The organism is Nostoc sp. UHCC 0251, assembly GCF_034932245.1.
GTDB lineage: Bacteria > Cyanobacteriota > Cyanobacteriia > Cyanobacteriales > Nostocaceae > Nostoc.
Genome location: NZ_JAYGHD010000361.1, coordinates 1 through 19,375, shown reverse-complemented (window position 1 = coordinate 19,375; position 19,375 = coordinate 1). Strand labels below are relative to the sequence as shown.

Annotated in this window: 17 protein-coding genes and 3 pseudogenes; 10 read left to right on the top strand and 10 right to left on the bottom strand. The window is 43.1% G+C overall.

Annotation, left to right across the window (positions count from 1 at the left end; genetic code table 11):
* Nucleotide 1: 1 nt before the first annotated feature.
* Nucleotides 2-586: pseudogene (locus tag VB740_RS30515) on the top strand (IS701 family transposase); the annotation flags it as partial.
* 76 nt (nucleotides 587-662) lie between these two features.
* Here the strand turns inward: VB740_RS30515 and VB740_RS30510 are convergent.
* The 6 genes and pseudogenes from VB740_RS30510 to VB740_RS30485 all read right to left on the bottom strand — a co-directional run.
* Nucleotides 663-806, bottom strand: a pseudogene (locus VB740_RS30510) (ATP-binding protein); the annotation flags it as partial.
* Nucleotides 807-955: 149 nt separating this feature from the next.
* Nucleotides 956-2,311 carry a (Fe-S)-binding protein gene (locus tag VB740_RS30505; protein WP_323203580.1) on the bottom strand — a complete coding sequence of 452 codons (1,356 nt, stop codon included), beginning with the start codon at nucleotides 2,309-2,311 and terminating at the stop codon, nucleotides 956-958.
* A gap of 80 nt (nucleotides 2,312-2,391) precedes the next feature.
* On the bottom strand, nucleotides 2,392-3,729 hold the full coding sequence (locus VB740_RS30500) for an FAD-binding oxidoreductase (protein ID WP_323203579.1): 1,338 nt from the start codon (nucleotides 3,727-3,729) through the stop codon (nucleotides 2,392-2,394).
* Nucleotides 3,730-3,832: 103 nt separating this feature from the next.
* Complete coding sequence (locus tag VB740_RS30495) at nucleotides 3,833-4,033, bottom strand: hypothetical protein (RefSeq protein ID WP_323203578.1); 201 nt, start codon at nucleotides 4,031-4,033, stop codon at nucleotides 3,833-3,835.
* 585 nt (nucleotides 4,034-4,618) lie between these two features.
* Nucleotides 4,619-5,185: an NADPH-dependent FMN reductase gene (gene ssuE, locus VB740_RS30490; protein WP_323203577.1), complete on the bottom strand. Its 567-nt coding sequence runs from the start codon at nucleotides 5,183-5,185 to the stop codon at nucleotides 4,619-4,621.
* 173 nt (nucleotides 5,186-5,358) lie between these two features.
* Nucleotides 5,359-5,510, bottom strand: a pseudogene (locus VB740_RS30485) (alkanesulfonate monooxygenase); the annotation flags it as partial.
* 234 nt (nucleotides 5,511-5,744) lie between these two features.
* Here VB740_RS30485 and VB740_RS30480 point away from each other — a divergent pair.
* A complete protein-coding gene (locus VB740_RS30480; protein WP_323203576.1) occupies nucleotides 5,745-6,281 on the top strand; it encodes an MgtC/SapB family protein in 537 nt (178 codons plus the stop codon).
* 293 nt (nucleotides 6,282-6,574) lie between these two features.
* On the top strand, nucleotides 6,575-7,075 hold the full coding sequence (gene msrB, locus VB740_RS30475) for a peptide-methionine (R)-S-oxide reductase MsrB (RefSeq protein ID WP_323203575.1): 501 nt from the start codon (nucleotides 6,575-6,577) through the stop codon (nucleotides 7,073-7,075).
* A gap of 559 nt (nucleotides 7,076-7,634) precedes the next feature.
* Here msrB and mreD read toward each other — a convergent pair.
* The 3 genes from mreD to VB740_RS30460 all read right to left on the bottom strand — a co-directional run bounded on the left by mreD (nucleotide 7,635) and on the right by VB740_RS30460 (nucleotide 10,170).
* The gene (gene mreD, locus VB740_RS30470; protein WP_323203574.1) at nucleotides 7,635-8,252 is read right to left on the bottom strand and encodes a rod shape-determining protein MreD; all 618 of its coding nucleotides are present in this window, start codon (nucleotides 8,250-8,252) and stop codon (nucleotides 7,635-7,637) included.
* Nucleotides 8,253-8,277: 25 nt separating this feature from the next.
* Nucleotides 8,278-9,063, bottom strand: a complete 786-nt coding sequence (gene mreC / locus VB740_RS30465) for a rod shape-determining protein MreC (RefSeq protein ID WP_323203573.1) — start codon at nucleotides 9,061-9,063, stop codon at nucleotides 8,278-8,280.
* Between the two features lie 99 nt (nucleotides 9,064-9,162).
* Nucleotides 9,163-10,170, bottom strand: coding sequence for a rod shape-determining protein (locus tag VB740_RS30460; RefSeq protein ID WP_323203581.1), 1,008 nt, complete (start codon nucleotides 10,168-10,170; stop codon nucleotides 9,163-9,165).
* A gap of 363 nt (nucleotides 10,171-10,533) precedes the next feature.
* On the opposite strand from VB740_RS30460, the gene VB740_RS30455 reads away from it, so the two are divergent.
* The gene (locus VB740_RS30455; RefSeq protein WP_323203572.1) at nucleotides 10,534-10,896 is read left to right on the top strand and encodes a single-stranded DNA-binding protein; all 363 of its coding nucleotides are present in this window, start codon (nucleotides 10,534-10,536) and stop codon (nucleotides 10,894-10,896) included.
* A gap of 124 nt (nucleotides 10,897-11,020) precedes the next feature.
* Here the strand turns inward: VB740_RS30455 and VB740_RS30450 are convergent, their stop codons facing one another.
* Nucleotides 11,021-11,761 carry an SIMPL domain-containing protein gene (locus tag VB740_RS30450; protein WP_323203571.1) on the bottom strand — a complete coding sequence of 247 codons (741 nt, stop codon included), beginning with the start codon at nucleotides 11,759-11,761 and terminating at the stop codon, nucleotides 11,021-11,023.
* Nucleotides 11,762-11,790: 29 nt separating this feature from the next.
* Between VB740_RS30450 and VB740_RS30445 the strand changes: the two genes are divergently transcribed.
* The 6 genes from VB740_RS30445 (at nucleotide 11,791) to murI (ending at nucleotide 19,304) form a co-directional block, all read left to right on the top strand.
* Nucleotides 11,791-11,919 carry a hypothetical protein gene (locus VB740_RS30445; protein WP_323203570.1) on the top strand — a complete coding sequence of 43 codons (129 nt, stop codon included), beginning with the start codon at nucleotides 11,791-11,793 and terminating at the stop codon, nucleotides 11,917-11,919.
* A gap of 212 nt (nucleotides 11,920-12,131) precedes the next feature.
* The gene (locus VB740_RS30440) at nucleotides 12,132-13,610 is read left to right on the top strand and encodes a cation:proton antiporter (protein WP_323203569.1); all 1,479 of its coding nucleotides are present in this window, start codon (nucleotides 12,132-12,134) and stop codon (nucleotides 13,608-13,610) included.
* 592 nt (nucleotides 13,611-14,202) lie between these two features.
* On the top strand, nucleotides 14,203-16,086 hold the full coding sequence (locus VB740_RS30435; protein ID WP_323203568.1) for an N-acetylmuramoyl-L-alanine amidase: 1,884 nt from the start codon (nucleotides 14,203-14,205) through the stop codon (nucleotides 16,084-16,086).
* Between the two features lie 160 nt (nucleotides 16,087-16,246).
* Nucleotides 16,247-16,402, top strand: a complete 156-nt coding sequence (locus tag VB740_RS30430) for a hypothetical protein (RefSeq protein ID WP_323203567.1) — start codon at nucleotides 16,247-16,249, stop codon at nucleotides 16,400-16,402.
* Entirely contained in the window at nucleotides 16,399-18,309 is a 1,911-nt protein-coding gene (locus VB740_RS30425; RefSeq protein WP_323203566.1) for an N-acetylmuramoyl-L-alanine amidase, read from the top strand. The genes VB740_RS30430 and VB740_RS30425 overlap by 4 nt, the downstream gene beginning before the upstream one ends.
* A 128-nt stretch (nucleotides 18,310-18,437) precedes the next feature.
* A complete protein-coding gene (gene murI / locus VB740_RS30420) occupies nucleotides 18,438-19,304 on the top strand; it encodes a glutamate racemase (RefSeq protein WP_323203565.1) in 867 nt (288 codons plus the stop codon).
* The last annotated feature ends 71 nt before the right edge of the window (nucleotides 19,305-19,375 follow it).

The following is a 19,375-nucleotide window of genomic DNA, read 5'->3' as shown; positions in this document are numbered from 1 at the left end:
GATCGTAGATGAATATTGTGCAGAGTATAAAGACTTATTTAAAGAAGTAAGGAATTATGAGTGCTTCAAATATTTACACATGGGGATAATATCAACGATAAAACGAAAATCGTTACCAGAGATAGCAAAGGTAGTGAGCATAAATTCGGCACAGTAATTACACCATTTTTTAGCAAATTCAGATTGGTCAGTAAATAAATTAAAACAACGAAGATTAAATAAGTTAAAGAAACAATTAGATGGTCGGGCAATTACATTAGTAATAGATGAAACAGGAGATAGGAAAAAAGGTAAAAAGACTGATTATGTAGCTAGACAATATTTAGGAAGCGTAGGGAAAATAGATAATGGAATAGTTTCAGTCAATGCTTATGGAGTTTATGCTAATATAACTTTTCCATTAATCGTCAAAGTATTTAAACCAAAAGGAACATTAAAGGAGTCAGATAAATATAAAACTAAAATAGAGCTAGCATCAGAGATAATTACAGAATTAATGGAATCAGGGTTCAATATTGAATTAGTACTGGCTGATAGTTTATATGGTGAAAGTAGCCAATTCATTAAAAAAATTGCTGCAATGAATCAATTTAAACCCTCTTATGCTTATGGGTGATTTAGCTCCTGAACTACTTGCTTATCTCGGAAAGTGACAGAAGAGGGTTAATTTTGATTGCTTCTAGACTTTGACTCACCTCACGAGCTACTGCCAGTAAAATATCTGTAACATCAATATCAGCCATATCCAGGCTTTGGCTAGACTCAAAATAAACCACATGAAACTCCTGCTGCTCTAACTCTGCTTTTGAGTCAGAGCCTCAACGAGGGGCATTCCCATGCAGAGCATAGGAACGAGATAGACGAGACAACAATGGAACTTTTCTTGTGTTGTGGGGTGGGTGTCTCACCCGCCTACAATCAAGGGCAGATAAGATGTCCACCCCACAAGAAATATCTACAATTTCAACTTCTCACCCCGAATCGAATAATCCAACAACTCCATCGGGTGAATAACTGAAATCTTCTTACCTTGCAACTGCAAATGCTTCGTAATTTGCAAAGTACACCCCGGATTAGCAGAAGCAATTAACTCAGCGCCAGTATTCAACAAATTCTGCACTTTTTGCTGACCCAATTCCTCAGAAACCTCCGGTTGCAGCATATTATAAACCCCAGCACTGCCACAACATAAAGCTGCATCTACTGGTTCTCTCAACTTCACCCCTGGAATTTGTCGCAATACCTGACGCGGTTGGACGCTAATCTTTTGTCCATGCAATAAATGACAAGCATCTTGATAAACTAAATTCAAGGGTTTATCAGTCAGCGGTGAAAGTTTCGCTGTTAAGCCAACAGTTGCCAAAAATTCTTGAGCATCTTTAACCTTAGCCGCAAAATCCTTTGCCTTTTCCCGATATTCTGGGTCATCTTCTAAAATGTGACCGTATTCTTTTAAAGTATGACCGCAACCAGCAGCATTGATAATCACAAAATCTACATCAGTCTTGGCAAAACTATCAATCATTTGCCTTGCTAAAGCTTTTGCCTGTTCTGTTTGTCCTTGGTGTTCGGGAAGCGCTGCACAACAACCTTGAGATTTGGGAATCACAACTTCACAACCATTAGCTGTTAAAACCCGCACGGTTGCTTCATTCACTGGGGAGAAAAACAGCCGTTGCACGCAACCCAAAATTACCCCAACTCGGTAGCGCTTCTCACCTTGGGCACTAATAATAGTAGGCAAATTATCTTGAAAAGATTTGAGAGTAATTTCTGGCAGAATTGATTCCATTGCTGCCAAACGGGGCGATATTTTATTCAGTAAACCCGTAGCACGAAAGAATTTAGCAAACCCCAACTTTTGATAAACCAACAACGGAACTAATAAAATCCGTAAAAGATTAGGATAAGGAAACAAAGAAAATATCAGTTGACGAAAAAATTGGTCTGGCAAACTGCGAGGATAATTTCGTTCAACTTGGTGACGAGTTGCAGAAATTAACTTGTCATACTGCACACCAGAAGGACAAGTACTCACACAAGCAAGACACCCCAAGCAAGAATCAAAATGTTCTACAGTTGCCGTATTTAGAGCAATCTCACTCTCATTAATTGCATCCATTAAATAGATGCGTCCTCTAGGAGAATCCATCTCCTTACCAAGCACCCGATAACTGGGACAAGTCGAAAGACAAAACCCACAATGTACACAACTATCAATCAACTTTGGGTCAGGCGGATGATTCTCATCAAACCCTTTCAAATTCTTTAAACTAGCCGTATTATTAACAGAATTTTCTGAAACTTGCATATTCTTACCTTTCCCCTCTCTATCTCAGCGTCTCTGCGGTAGCCTGCGGCAAGCATCTGCGAGTCTACGTTTTCTTAAAACTAAATTCCACCCACAAACCGACCGGGACTTAAAATATTCTTACTATCAAACTGTTCCTTAATACGGCGCATCAACGGCAAAGCATTCCCTGTGTAGCCCCAAACATCTATTTGTTCTTTAACCGCCACTGGTGCTTCCAGAATTGTTAAAAAACCTCTATTAGCTTGAGTGCGATTGCTTCCAGCAGAGCGTATCTCATCGCGCACTTTCAAAACTTGATTTTTATCCTCTAATTGTAACAAACCTAAACCACTACTTATATGAATTAAACCCAACTCCACCTGAGTCAAAATCTCCACAGCAGCAGTAGGTAACACTCCTATTTTGCAGGTAATTACTGTTTCTGTAGCAGTAGTATGTATTCGTTCTTGCAATCTTTGCCATAGATTACCTTCATCACCATCGGCAAAAATTGCTCCATTTAAACCTAACTTTTGTCCTACTTCCAAAACTCGGTTTGACTGTTCCTTGACACTCTCACTAATACTTTGAAAGCGGGCAATTAATCCCAGTCCTTCACCCAAACCTAAACTAGACACCAATTTATTTGATAGCAAATCAGCCTGAACTGGTGTTAATGCCGAACCTCGAAGAATATCAGCCGCTTGAGATACAGCCTCAGCTTTACCAGTTAATACCACTGTCCCCGATGTTTCTGGTAGCGGATATACGCGAAAAGTTAGTTGAGTAATAAAGCCTAATGTGCCATAAGACCCAGTAAACAATTTCATCAAGTCATATCCGGCGACATTTTTTACTACTCTTCCTCCAGCTTTGGCAACTTGTCCATCAGCACGGACAAAAGTAATACCTAGTAACTGGTCACGCACACTACCATAACGTTGCCGCAGAGAACCTGTATCACCTGTGGCAACAATACCACCAATGGTTGCTAACTCTGGGGCTGTGGGGTCAAGGGCGAGAAATTGCCGCGACTTTGCCAAAAGTGCTTGCAGATCAGAGAATTTCATCCCAGCTTCTACCGTGACAGTCAAATCACCAACAGCGTGTTCAATCAGTTGGTTGATGCGTTCTGTACTGACTACAATATCAACGCCCTTGGCTAAACCGCCCCAGCTGAGTTTACTGCCACTACCACAAGGGAGGACGCGCCAGTTGTTTGTGTAAGCTGTGGCAATGACTGCGGCTAGCTGTTCTTGGGTGCTGGGATAGACAATACAACTGGGTGAATTTCCAGAAGCTATAGCCTGTTGGATACGTTTTTGCTGACCGAGTTCGATATTTTCCCAAAGACAAACAGCATTTTCTTCGCCGACGATAGATGCAAAATCAGAAGCGCAGACGGCTTGCGGCCTGTCATTAGACATTGCTTTCATTGAGTTTATTTTTTTACAAAGAATACTGGGATGTTTGAAAGCCCCTAAAGAACAGGTACGCAGTACCGTATTCTGTCATGGACGGTAGGGGATGAAAAACGACTCAGGTGGTTTTAACCACCGTCAAGTTTTGTTTTCTGATTAACTCTTCTAAGCATTCACTAGCACTAACTCCATGATGAGCCGCATATTCTTGAATTGAATGCCACGCAGTATCTGTTAACCAAACTCCGCGTTTTTTCTTTGGCTCATCATGTAGAACTGGGACATTTCGTACTCTTTTCTTTCCTTTTCCTGTTGACATACTTTGAACCGTACCCTATACTAAAAGTATAGCACAGGTAGAATAACCGCCGCTACGTGACAATACAAATCTAGGGTGTCCCTACACGATTGAGCGTAAAACAATAATGCTAGAGGTAGGATAAACCTCTATAAAAACCGATGGTATCCAGCAGGTATCGACAATCCCAGAAAAGAAAAAACTTAAAAACAAAGATACGGCGGGGCACGCTGGAATCTGGAGAAAAGGAAGGAACAGCTTTTTAAGGCACTTCCAGCAAAGTATCCGAAAGCTTGGGGACAAATGCCCACTGGGTTTTTAATGAATTGACTGGACCTCTCGTGCAATGGTTATCGATTGTTTGGTTAAGTACTGCCAGTCTGCTAGTCGGCGATTAGTGGGTGGGACATTAAAATTTAAGGCTGTTTGGAAGAACCAAGAATCCCCGTTCCCTTTAGCAGGGCGGGGAGTGTCAAGCCCTACATCTAATTTACTGGCTAATCTAACCAAAAAAGCGCATCAATTTTAACTTCTGAGTAACTAGCGCTGAAGTAGCTACGGTGCTGAGAGCTTCTAGTTGATACTCAGCATCATAGCTTTGATTATTTAATTGGCATGAATCAATTCTTGAGGTGCTGCGGCATCATATTCTACAGCTTTCACAAATTCCTTGAGAACGTCTTTGAGTCTTTGCTCAATTTCTTCATCTAACAGCACGCTATTATCAGCTTGTCGTTGAATTTGTTTGTCTACTGCATAAACAGTAGCTAAGATATGCCGCGCCCCTAATTCAGATAAGACGGGTTTCAGGGCATATTCAATTGCCAATAAGTGAGCGATCGTCCCACCAAGGGCAATTGGTAACACGGGTTTACCTGTCAATGATTTTTGTGGTAACAAATCTAGAAATGTTTTCAGCACTCCTGTATAAGCAGCTTTGTAAATTGGCGTGGCAATAATCACACCATTTGCCTTTGCTAGTAAAGCTTTGGGCTGTTCTAAAGCTTGGCTGTCGTATCGTCCAAAAACTAAATCTTCAGCAGGTAAATCCCGAACTGAAATAATGTCTACGTGCAAGCCTTCTTGTTGTAAAAGCTTGGCAGTGTATTCGACAACACCATAGGTTCTAGAGGGATGGGTTGGACTACCTGCGATCGCTAAAATATTTGCCATTCAATTAATCTCCAATTTCTACAATTTTTTTAATCGGGACTGGCAATTGGGAAGAATTCAGTTTCTAGTCCCTAATACCTAAACTTTACTAGGATATGGATGTGACTTTCTCCTTATGCTGCTTAGGAAAATCTTTATTTGCAACAATCTCGCCAAATGGACTTAAAATATGTTGCTTCTGCAAGTCTGCGATCTGATGCAATCTTCTCGGCTACTTGCGCCGTTGGTTCGCGCCAAGTTAGATAAACATCTACATGCTTGGCAGCTATTTTTGGGCGATGGGAGAGGAACCACCAAACTGCAAGGGCGAATATGGTTGCTGGACGAGAGTATTGGGTATTAGTTATTTCTCCCCTTTTTCTGTCTCTAGGGAGAATACGGCAATAACAGGTTTGTGTATAGTAGTTTACTTATTGCTAACCTTTTGTTAAATTAACCTTAATATACGTTAAATCCATTGATCTACTGTACTTAAGTTTTCAGGTATGAACGTGGGTAGCTATCCAGCCCACTGGCAATAGGCGCAAAATTCCATTCTGTCACTAGGAGAAATAAGACAATGGGGCCAATGTTTATTACTGCCAACGATTGGCCACATATAGCGTTTAGATTGTCTTTGGCGCTCCTGGTTGGTTGTTTGATTGGATTTAATCGTCAACAAGGGGGTAGACCAGCAGGGATGAGAACATTCATGCTCGTGAGTATGGGGGCAGCACTATTCGTGATGATACCTTTGCAAGCTGAGGGTGAAAGTTCCTATAATGCCGCCAATGCCCTGAGTCGTACAATTCAAGGTGTAGCTACTGGGATAGGATTTCTCGGAGCCGGATTGATTTTACAAGAGTCTCCTAGTAGAAAATCTTCAGTACCAAAAGTAAAAAATTTAACTACAGCAGCTTGTATCTGGACAGCAGCCGGGTTGGGGGCTGCGATCGGTTGTGGTCTGTGGCAAATGGGATTAATAGGAGGGGTGCTGACCCTGATTACCCTAAGTGGGGTGAAGCGGCTTACTCGCGCATTTGCATTTCTGACGGGTCATGGTAAACAGAGGATAACTCAGAATCTCACAAATACCTCTGATGATGATGATGATTGAATGTCACTACACTAGGTAATCTATGCACAACATCCAGGCGTACTGTCCAAAATCGATCAACTAAAGAGGAAAAGGGGCAGGGGCAAGGTGAAAAGAGATGATAACTTGCAATAAGTCTTTCCCCTTCCCCCTGCCTTTTTGGTCAAGTTGATCGGTATTTTGTTGTTTCTTAGCTAATTTTAATCACTTGATCAGGGCTAATTCAGGGCGATCGCTGATTATAGTAATTAAAGCAGTGAATCCCGTACTGGAATTGATGGCCAGTTAAGCGGAAAATAGAAAATAATAGATATATGGACAAACGGTATTTTTTACAAGCTAGTGCCGTAATCGTCGGCACAGCATTGCTATCAAAGTATATTTACAACAATCAGGAGTCAGAAGCCATGACAACTTCTAACAGTGGATTTGAAATTACCAAACCTGAAGAAGAGTGGCGCACCATTTTAACGCCAGAACAGTTTCGTGTATTGCGTAAACATGGGACTGAACGTCCTTACACCAGCCCATTGGATAAGGAATACGACAATGGTACTTATTATTGTGCCGCGTGTGAACTACCACTATTTACCTCTGATACCAAATTTAACAGTGGCACTGGCTGGCCTAGCTTTTTTAACCCGATTGAAGGTGCGATCGCTATTACTGTAGATCGGTCATTATTTATGACCAGAACTGAGGTGCATTGTAGTCGCTGTGGTGGCCATCTGGGTCATGTTTTTGATGACGGCCCTGCACCCACTGGCAAGCGCTACTGTATGAACGGTGTTTCGCTGAAGTTTACTCCTGCCTAATTTAGTTGCGTAGGCGTAGCCCGTCGTAGACATCGCACCCACTAACCCAAATTCTCAGATTTTGAGGCTTGACCAAGGGTGAATAAATTTTTGACAATAACTTTTCCTATTCAATGCTGCTGGATAAAGTATTGTCAATTTAAAGAAATGCAACTCTTGGTCTTCGCTAGAGTTACTTACCTAAATCGTCCTATTTGCTTGGGTCTTTTTTCTCCTTTTTGTCTTTGGGATCTTTTTTAGGTTTTTTAACTTCTTTATTACTTTTTCTTTCCTTAGACATCAGCGTTCTCCAACTAGGTTAATCAGTGAAAGCTTCCACATTTTGCCGTCAGGAAATCAAAAGATGATTTACCTGATATTTTTTTAAGGCAAAAAAGAAAGCATCAGACATAGATGCTACTAACTACCATGATACGGTGTTGTTTGATTCAATGTAGCTTGAATCTATATTGCTAGAGATTGCTCAAATTCCATAAAGATTTGGGTTACAGGGTAGAAAGGATAATTTTCTTTACTCTCACCTGTAGCCTATTCCCTTTTTAACTCTTAATACCCTTTCCTATTGCTCCAACAATTTGATCCTCTGCCACCAACGATTTAGGGGATAATAGACTACAGGTGCCCATAAACTACTAAGAATGGCAGAAGCTAGAGCAACACGCTGGTAATATGTCCAAATATCTGTGACTTTGCGCTCATTGCCCATCAAAGTTAATTGCAATCCAAAAATAGTTTCTGCCAAAACTGCCATAACAAATACAATTACAGCAATTGAAATAAAATCTTCTTCGATAAAACGCTGTTTTTGGAGCAGACCAGTTAAAATTCCCACTATACCTAAACTGAGAGCATGAGTAGGATGAGGTGATGTCATTGAATCTTGAAGTAGCCCCAGAACTATACCTGCCAATGCTCCAGCAAAAACTGTGCGCTTCACACTCCAAGCTACCACCCAAATTAACAACCAGTTAGGGCCAATTCCCAATAATTCTATACCTGGCAGGCGGGTTGGTAATAACAGTAAACATAACAGTACAGAACTAGCCGTCACAATCCAACCCAACAACTGACGTACACTAGGATGCCAACGAGAAAGCGGCTGGATTTGGAATTTCGATTTTCGGTTTGACGATTTTGGCTTTTTCTGCCTGCTGCCACTAAATGCAGGAATCTTCATTTTTCTATGGATTTTTTCAAAGTATTTACTTAGGCTTTTGAGTTTCCGACTCTTGGTTTTCTAGCTTTGGATAAACAGCTACCCAATCGAGAGAGCGGATTGGCGGAAAAAGCTCAATTTTCGCCACTGATGCCGGAAGTTTCTTTAAATCCAGCGACTTTATTCGTCCTACTGCCAAGCCAGATGGAAATTTCTGACTATAAGTAGATGTGGAAACTAAATCTCCTACCTTAACATTTGGGACTTTTTCATAAAACTCCAGCACAGCTTCTGCAGAAGAATCTCCTCGCAAAACGCCTTTAGCTGCTGTCCGACTAATTGATACGCCCACTTGACTCTTGAGGTCACTGATTAACAACACGCGGCTAGTATTGGGAGTTACACTCTCCACTAAACCTACCAATCCGCCATCTGCCTTGACTATAAAGCCTTCTTGAATCCCTGCATTCGCACCGCGATTCAGAGTAACTTGTTGCCACCACTGGTCAGCGCTACGTCCTACTACCCGCGCTGGAATTGGCCGTGATGCTAGTGGTTCTTTTTCCACATAGCCTAATAAATCTTGTAGCTTTGTGTTTTGACTTTCTAAATCTACTATACGGGTTTGCAATTCAAATACCCGAGCATCTCTAAGACGTTCTTCTGGAGTTGGCCCTGACTGCAACATCTCTAACGGACGGGTAATTGCATGGTATGTCTCAAGCACTAATTCACCTTGAGTTTGTCGCAATACCCAAGCACTACCAACTACTAGAGCTAACAACCCGATTTGTAACCCTTTATGATCCCACCAACGCCGTATTGTAACCATATATACCTTGCTACACTTACATAATTAAGTTCTACTTGGACTCTATTTGTATAGAACCCAAATAGAACTCAAATAGAACTCAAGTCTGATATTTTTTTGTTACATATTGCGAGAGCTTTCGATGACAACTCGCTCTAACTGTTTAAAGTTTTCTAACACACGACCTGTTCCCAGCACAACACAGCAGAGAGGATCGGCGGCAATGTGGGTAACAATCCCCGTTTCATGGCTAATTAAGGTATCTATGCCTTTGAGCAAAGCACCACCACCAGCTAACATAATACCTCTGTCGATAATGTCTGCTGCTAGTTCTGGAGGTGTGCGTTCCAGTGTCCGCTTCACAGCTTCTATAATTACTGATAGCGGTTCCAACATGCTTTCACGAATTTCCGGCCCTTTGATCGTTACAGTACGCGGTAAACCAGAAAGCAGGTGTAAGCCCCGGACTTCCATCATGGCATCATTATCATCATTGGTAGGATAGGCAGAACCCATCCGAATCTTGATATCCTCGGCAGTCCGTTCACCAATGACTAAGTTATGAACTTTTTTAATATACTGAATGATCGATTCAGTTAGTTCATCTCCAGCAATGCGTACTGATTCGCTGATTACCGTACCTTGAAGACTCAGCACTGCAACTTCTGTTGTCCCACCACCAATATCGATGATCATGTTGCCAGTTGCTTCGGCAACAGGTAGCCCAGCACCAATGGCCGCAGCTACAGGTTCATCGATTAAATACACTTTTCTTGCTCCTGCTTGATGAGCTGCATCCATTACAGCTCGCCTTTCTACTCCTGTGACACCACTAGGAATACCAATAACAATCCGGGGTAAGATTAAAGATTTACCTTCATTTACACGCTGAATAAAGCTTTTCAGCATCAGCTCGGCTATATCGAAATCGGCGATTACACCATCGCGCAATGGACGGAGGGCAATCACATTTCCAGGTGTGCGACCGAGCATTTTTTTGGCTTCTTCTCCTACTGCCAGTGCTACCTTTTCGTTGACATCGATAGCAACTACAGAAGGCTCTTGCAGTACAATACCTTTACCAGATACATAAACGAGCGTGTTAGCGGTACCGAGGTCGATACCCATATCCCATGATGTGCGAAAGTTCCTAAAAATACCCACGCGTTTCTAAGTCCCCTATGTGCGATACTTTTTGACTACAACCGTAAGAGTTAATTCGATTATGTTTGTATCCTGAGTTGAGTAAACTACGACTATATTTTTATATGATTCCCAGGAATATTTACGATGTCTCAGGTATGTATGTTTTGATATTCTCTGGTTAAATTAGTATATCCGTATAGTTTTATGTGTTTCTCCAAGTAGTATGTATAATTTTTCAAGTCAACTATATTGTTAACTGTTTAACACATTATTTTCAAGTGTTTCACAATTCGCTATGATGAAAGTCAGAATTCACAAGTACACTTGTACTGAAAGGTAATACGTATGAGTATCAATGTTGTCACCCTTGTTGGTCGTGTAGGCGGCGACCCAGATATAACATTTTTTGATTCTGGTAAAGTTGTATGTAAATTAACACTAGCTGTCAGGCGGAGATCCCGTAACAGCGATCAACCGGACTGGTTCGAGTTAGAACTATGGGGAAAGACAGCAGAGTTTGCAAAAAACTATGTGCGTAAGGGTAAGCAAATTGCCGTTAAAGGTTCGTTGAAGTTTGACACATGGAACGATCGCCAGACAGGAGTCGGCCGTTCTAAACCAGTTATTGTAGTAGATCAAGTGGACTTACTGGGTTCTAAGCAAGATGGAGACGAGAGAACAGGAGATATGTCTCCAGAACATTTTTAATTAATTGGGAATTGGGAATTGGGCATTAATTATTAGTCCTTTGCCCTGACAAATGACAAAGCGCAAAGTCTGAGCGCCGGCTTCCGGCGCTCAGACTTTGTAAGAGAGGACTAATGACAAATGACTAATAACTAATTTGTAATGTCACCGATGCTTCCACTTCCTGTTCACCACCAACGACAGGGGTGGAAGAATCAGCTACCTTGGCAGCTTCAGCCCGTAAAAACATGGGTGGTGGAGGTGGACTTGCATTATTAACTTGAATGCTCACCACTTCTTTGGCTTTGAAACCTAAGGCACTGAAAACGGCATCAGCTTGCTGCTGGGCATCTTGAGTAGCTTCTTTTAATGCTTGTTTTTGCGCTAAGGCGATCGCTTCATCATTAGCAACAAAACTAATCCCGTTAATTTGCGTCGCACCCGCTTTCACTGCATTATCCAATAATGTACCAGCTTTCTCAGTGGGAATGCGAAAACTTACAGTGTTATTGGCAGCATAACCTGTTATCCGTTGCACATTATTGGTGTAGCTGTAAACTGGATTAAGCTGGATACCAGTAGTTTGTAATTTTTCGACATTTTGGCTCTTGAGGAACGCAACTACAGCCGATGACCTCCGGGCGGCTTCTTGCTGTACCTCCTGTGCTGTTTTCCCTTGAATCTCCACTCCCAAAGTGACTTGCGCCAAGGTTGTAGGAATTGTTTCAACTCCGCGACCACTGACACTGAGGGTTCGCCACAATTTCTCTTTTTCTTGCGCCAACGCAGGTAGTGTAAAACTTGTACATAAAAGCATTACTAAAGGCAGTATTTTCCACAAGTTCCCAGATGGAAACTTAGAACCGGATAAAGCGGCTCTAGTCATAAGATTTGCACTCCTCAAAGTATCCACAGATGTTTTTCATCAACGTATCTAGCAATCTTCTGGTGGCTGTTACGAGTCAACAGTTACCACAAGTTTTTCACAACTCAAGTGCGATCGCTAGATACGATTTGTATGTTCTTACTTTGACACTGCCATAGTTAAAAGCTGAAATGGTTACATTTTTTGAAACTAAAAAATTACACCAATATAAAATCGCGTAAATCAACCACCCATCTCAAATCTATGAAACGTTTACGCTGTATACCTGTTTAAATTTTGAGTTTGAAATTTTGAATTCGGATTACGTCACCATAGATAGACGTTTTTCAGAAACGCGTCAAAATCAAAGAGAAGGATTTTCACGGAACCCATGCATTTGTTAAATCCAATCAACTTCTCTTTTCCTCTGCTGGCTACCGCAACAGAAGTCGCAGACAGTTCAATGGTAGTAGCAGCAGTGCTACTTAGCTTAGTAGTAGTTTACCTCGCCAGCAAAGTTGGTGGAGAGTTATCAAACCAAGTGGGTTTGCCACCTGTATTAGGCGAACTACTAGGTGGTGTAGTGGTAGGCGTCTCTGTTTTCCACCTTTTAGTGTTTCCCGAAGGCAGTACAGACAGTTCTAACTCTTTGATCATGTCCTTCCTTCAAATTACTGCTGGGTTAACTCCTGAAGCCAGTCCAGCAGTGTTTGCAGCCCAGTCTGAGGTGGTTTCGGTTTTAGCAGAATTGGGTGTGATCATCCTACTGTTTGAAATCGGCTTGGAGTCGAACTTAAAAGATTTATTGGCAGTTGGTATCCAAGCCACTGTTGTAGCAATAGTGGGGGTAGTAGTACCCTTTGCTGCTGGTACTGTGGGACTGATGACTTTGTTTGGGATTGGTGCTGTACCTGCAATTTTTGCAGGGGCGGCTTTGACTGCCACTAGTATCGGTATTACTTCCAAGGTGCTGTCAGAGTTGGGGCGACTCAATTCTAAAGAAGGGCAGATTATTTTGGGTGCTGCCGTAATAGACGATGTATTGGGAATCATCGTTTTAGCGGTAGTTGCCAGCCTAGCTAAAGATGGCGTGGTGGATGTAAGTAAAGTGATTTATCTGATTATCAGCGCCACTGGTTTTATTTTGGGAGCAATCTTACTAGGTAATGTTTTCAATAAGTCCTTTGTAGCGATCGCTGATAAACTCAAAACACGCGGTGGACTAGTAATACCAGCATTCATCTTCGCTTTTGCTATGGCATACCTTGCCGCCGTCATCCACTTAGAAGCGATTCTGGGAGCTTTTGCGGCGGGTTTAGTTCTAGAAGAGACAGATAAGCGCAAAGAACTGCAAAGGCAAGTCTGTCCCATTGCCGATATGTTGGTGCCAATTTTCTTTGTGACTGTTGGGGCAAAAACCGATTTGGGAGTGTTAAACCCAGCAATTCCCGATAATCGGGAAGGTCTAATTATGGCAACTTTCCTGATCATAGTAGCCATTCTCGGTAAAGTGATCACAGGTTTAAGCGTGTTTGGTCAACCGGAAATCAACCGTTTAGCAATCGGTGTGGGGATGATTCCCAGAGGGGAAGTTGGATTAGTGTTTGCTGGTGTCGGCGCAGCCAGTGGCGCTCTCTCGAAACCATTGGGGGCGGCAATTATCATGATGGTTATCTTGACAACCTTTTTAGCTCCTCCTTTGTTACGATTTGTATTTCCAGACCCAAAAAACATGGATGCAGGCTCAGATCAACTGGTTTTAGACGGTTCCTCTGGAACTTCGTTGTTAATTGAACCACCTCAGTCAAAGGTGCCAGTATCAAATGACAGTAGCAATTTAGAAATAACCCCAGAATCTAGCGATCGCTAATCAAAGTTTTGGGTAAATTATTACTGAGTTCTGAGTAATTTTTGCTCAGAACTCACGATGAATTCAGTACTATCACCGTGCTTTGAAGATTTTACGATTGTGCAGTGGAAACTTCTCTTCTCAAATTTCCGTCCCGTCTGATTGTAGAATAATCGTTTGTTTATAATTTCTACCAACATTCGGAATGTTATTTATTTCCAGCCTCCCTTGGCTTACAGGCCTTTATCTGAATATTCTCCAGGTAATTAAGGAATAACATCCATAAATCTTGCTAGATATCTGACAGTAATGGGAATTATTTACTTAGTGCATTGATGGCAACAAATAAAAAACAGTTATCAGTGAACGGTTATCAGTTATTAGTTTTCTAGCTTCCTTGGAAGCCAGATTCCTCCACCTCCAAAGGTGGAAGATTTAATGTTGGGTCTAAATCCGAATATGAAACTTGATAAATGATTTAAGCGTGTCTTTATACCAGCTTAAAGAATCAAAAAAGGCATCAAAGACCAAGTTTAGGTGGTGACGGTGTGATGATTTACCAATGAGTTGAGATATTGACGGCTCCCATGAACGTGAATTAGGAGAAAGAACTGTGAAATTACACTGGTTATTACCCAGCACTATTGGAACTATCTTCATGCTATCGTCGCCGGCAATGGCTGCGAAGCTTGAATCCTGGCGCTTTGATGCCAATCAAAACAGGCTGGAAATTAATACTGTGGGAGCAGTTCAACCCCAGGCACAACTAATTTTTAACCCGACTCGGCTGGTAATTGATTTGCCAGGAACCACATTTGGGCGTCCGCAACTAACCCAACAGGTGGGTGGTGGGATTCGCTCAATTCGGATTGGGCAGTTTGATACAGAAACAACACGTATAGTTGTCGAGCTGACACCTGGTTATACTTTAGACCCCAAACGAGTACAATTTGTTGGTACAAATGGCGATCGCTGGACGGTGCAATTACCTAAACCAGAAGCCGAGAGAATAGCCTCGTCTCCCAGAAGTGCTTACACTGTTGTTACCCCAGATTCTGAACCGCAGCAACCTAGTTTTTCAAGGGTTGCTACTACTGCACGAGGGGCGACGCAAATTGAGAGCTTACAAGTAACAGGCGATGGGTTGTTTATCCGCACCAGTGGTGGCAATCCCCCAATTCAGGTAATTCGCAGCCGCGATCGCGCTACCATCTTCATGGATATCTCTGGCGCATCTTTATCACCACGTCTAGCGCAGCAGAATAATATACCCGTTAACAAGCATGGTATTAGCCGCGTCGAATTCACTCGATTACAATCCCAAACTCCTGGCGTCCGCCTGACTTTGCGGGTAGACAAAAATAGCCCAGACTGGCGAGCAACTAATAGTAGCGGCGGTGGTTTGGTGGTTCTGCCAAGTCGCGTTGTCAGATTGCCTGGAAGTAATAATTCGGATAATCAGTCAGAACCCGTTTCCCTTCCCAGCCGACCATCTGCCAACAACTCGCCAGCCATAATTGAGTCTGTACAACTGGCTGATAATGGCACACAACTGCTAATTAGAGCCGACCAAACTTTATCTGCTACGGGAACCTGGGATAGAACTTCTGGTTTGTTTCGCCTCACAATCCCCAATGCCAAGTTAGCTCCGAGAGTTACAGGCCCGGCTTTTGCTCCCAATAGCCCTATTCTCCGGGTACGCCTGCAACCGCAAGAACCCAACACAGTCGTTGTCTTAGTTCAACCGGCAGCCGGAGTGCAACTTGGGCAGCCCCGGAAAATCAGCGAACAGCTTTTGGCTTTACCAATACAAGGCTCTCGTCGAATTGTTGCAGTCCCCCCCGCAAAACCCCGCTTTGCTTTACCTGGGCTACCACCGCCAAACCGTGGGCCATTCCCAGACCCAAACAATCCCAATCCTCAGCCCCCCAAACAACCACAGCGTCCAATTGCCAAGGGGCGAGTGGTAGTCCTCATTGACCCCGGACATGGCGGTAAAGACCCCGGAGCAGTAGGTCTTAGGGGGCTACGCGAAAAGGATATTCTTTTGCCTATTAGCAAACGAATAGCTCAGGTTTTGCAGCAAAATGGCGTACAAGTAGTTATGACGCGAGATTCTGACTATTTCGTTACCCTTCCGGGACGGGTGCAGTTAGCAGAGCGAGCGAATGCTGATATCTTTGTTAGCATTCATGCTAATGCAGTCGGGCCGGGTCGTTCGGATGTCAATGGCTTAGAAACGTATTATTACGATAGTGGTTTGGGTCTAGCTCGCACTGTCCATAATAGTATTCTCCAAAGTATAAATGTCAAAGATAGGGGAGTGCGGCGAGCCAGATTTTTTGTCCTCAGAAAAAGTTCTATGCCTTCTATCCTCGTAGAAACAGGTTATTTGACTGGTCGAGATGATAACGCTAAACTCAGAACCTCAGCTTATCAAAATCAAATGGCAGATGCGATCGCTCGTGGCATCCTTCAGTATCTAAAGAGAAGATAAGGAATTTATTCAAAATTATTGAGTAAATACATCTAATCTTTACCATTTTTATCCAAATTTAGTAGTACAACAATTTCAGTATTCTTGCGGCGGGGCAAGAGTAGCTTCTTTGTTATTGTCATCTGATGCTTTGCAAGCCAAATTTATATAGGCTCATGGCATGGCAAAATCAGAGGAGCGTGCTATATTTTACGCCATTAGCTGTGTCTTAATACCAGCACAAAGCTCAAGTGTGCGCGGTGACGGTGTGAGGATTTGCCAATATGTTGAGATGTTGACGGCTCCCATGAATGTGAATCAGGAGAAAAGGCTGTGAAATTACGCTGGTTACTATCCAGTACTATTGGAACTATCTTCATGCTGTCGTCGCCGGCAATGGCCGCGAGACTCGAATCTTGGCGTTTTGATGCCAACCAAAACAGGCTGGAATTTAATACTTTAGGGAATGTTCAACCCCAAGCACAATTAATTTTTAACCCCACTCGTTTGGTAATTGATTTACCAGGAACCACATTTGGGCGTCCGCAGTTAACCCAACAGGTGGGCGGTGGAATTCGCGCTATTCGTGTTGGGCAGTTTGACGAACAAACAACCCGCATAGTAGTTGAACTGAATCCAGGTTACACTCTTGACCCCAAGGGAGTACAATTTGTTGGCACAACTGGCGATCGCTGGATGGTGCAATTACCTACGCCAGAAGCCGAAAATGTACCCTCAAATCCTGGGGGGCAACAAGAGCAAGCTATAGCAACAGAAAGTTCACCGAGAACATCTCCACCAGTGTTCTCCCCAAGAAATATTTACAACGTGGTGAGAACAGGCCCTGTCAATCCACCTAAAAACGGAATGCTTGCCGCCAGGGTTACTCAAATTGAGAACTTACAAGTCACAGGCGATGGTTTTTTCATCCGTACCAATGGTGGTAATCCTCAGATTCAGGTAAATCGCAGCAACGATCAAAGGGCAATTAACATTGATATTGCTGGCGCTACTTTATCACCAAGTCTCGAACAGCGCGATTTGTCGATTAATCGCTTTGGTGTCAGCCAGATTCAGTTCAGCCAATTACAAACAAGCCCATCTGTTGTTCGCATGACTTTACAGGTGGATGAAAATAGTCAAAATTGGCGAGCAACCACTAGCAGTATTGGTGGTTTTGTGGTTCTGCCTAGTCGTAGCGTTGCCCAGTTGCCTGGAGGTAATAGTCCACGCCCTATACCATCTACTAACACCTCATCTACTAACACTTCACCTGCTACCATTGAGTCTGTGCAATTGGCTAATAATGGCACACAATTGCTAATTAGAGGCGACAAAAATTTATCTGCTACAGGAGGCTGGGATAGAACCTCTGGTCTGTTCCGCATCACTATCAACAATGCTCAGTTAGCTCCCAAGGTTACAGGCCCTACTTTTAATGCTAATAGTCCTATTCTTCGGGTTCGCCTGCAACCACAAGAATCCAATACTGTTATCGTCTTGGTTCAACCAGCAGCCGGAGTCCAAATTGGGGAACTCAATCAGGTTGGCGACCAGCTTTTGGCCCTAGAATTACAACGCTCTGGTAGCCTCACACCCCCTACTGCTTTACCTCCTCTGCCATCGCCAAACCAAGGTCAATTTCCAAACCCCATAGATAATCCCCGTCCGATATCACAGCCACAGCCGCGCCCCTCGGTTCCCAAAGGGAAATTATTAGTAGTTATTGACCCAGGACATGGTGGAAAAGACTCAGGTGCTCCTGGTCTGGGCGGACTGTTAGAAAAGGATGTAGTCTTGCCTATTGGTAGAAGGGTAGCAGCCATTTTAGAGCAAAATGGTGTACAAGCAGTACTGACGCGGGATGCTGATTTTTTCGTAGAACTTCAAGGACGGGTAGATATCGCCGAGCGAGTTAATGCGACTCTGTTTGTCAGCATTCACGCTAATTCGGTTGATGGTCGTCCGAATGTGAATGGCTTAGAAGTGTATTATTACGATAGCGGTTATGCTCTGGCTGAAGCAGTTCGGAATAGCATCCTCCAGAACATCGATACAATCAAAGACCGGGGAACCCGCAAAGCCAGATTCTACGTTCTTAGGAAAAGCTCTATGCCCTCGATTCTAGTGGAAACAGGCTATATGTCTGGTCGAGAAGACAATCCTAGATTGGGAACACCAGAGTATCAAAATCGGATGGCAGAAGCGATCGCTCGTGGCATCCTAAAATACTTACAGCGCTAATATAGTACAAATTATTAATTAAAAGGTGGTATTTAGACTCCTTTAGTATCCAGAATTTAGTGGTCAATTAACAAATAGTCTGCTAAATTCTGTATTTTAAATCCCAAAACCTAAATTAATATCTGCCTGTGTATTCATCTTCGAGCTTTGATGCGAATCTTGACGATTTTTCGGCTCTTGAACCCCAACGTGCCCCTATTGGCATCTTTGACAGTGGTGTTGGTGGACTGACGGTACTGCGACAACTATATCGGCAACTCCCCAATGAATCAATTATTTACTTTGGGGATACAGCTCGACTTCCTTACGGAATTCGTTCACAAGCAGAAATTTTACAATTTACGCGCGAAATTCTTACCTGGCTACAACAGCAACAGGTAAAAATGGTAATTATGGCTTGCAACACCAGTTCTGCTCTAGCCCTAGAAACCGTGCGTCAAGAATTCAACATACCCATTTTGGGAGTAATCTTGCCGGGTGCAAAAGCTGCGGTACAGCAAGGAAAGCGGATTGGTGTTATTGCTACTCCAGCTACGGCGAAAAGTAATGCTTATAAGCAGGCCATACTCGAAATTGCTCCTGATGTCCAAGTCTGGCAAGTTGGATGTCCTGAGTTTGTGCCACTCATCGAGCAAAATCGGATTCACGACCCCTACACTACTGAAGTAGCACGAGCCTACCTAGAGCCTTTACTAGAGCAAGAAATTGACACTTTAGTTCACGGCTGTACCCATTATCCCCACCTTACACCAGTATTGCGATCGCTCCTCCCCTCTCAAGTCCAACTGGTCGATCCAGCTGTTCATGTTGTGGCAGCTTGTGCCCAAGAGCTAGACTTACTAGGTTTAAAAAATACCCATTTACCACTGCCAACTCGCTTCGCCGTCAGCGGTTGTCCGCAACAGTTTTCCCAGTCAGGAGTGCAGTGGCTAGGCTATACCCCTATGGTTGAAGAGGTTTGTTTCACTGATACAGCTATTTCCCAACTCCATTGAAGGGGGCAGGGAGCAGGGGGAGCAGGGGAGGCAGGGGAGGCAGGGGAGGCAAGGGGGACAGAGAGAATAAC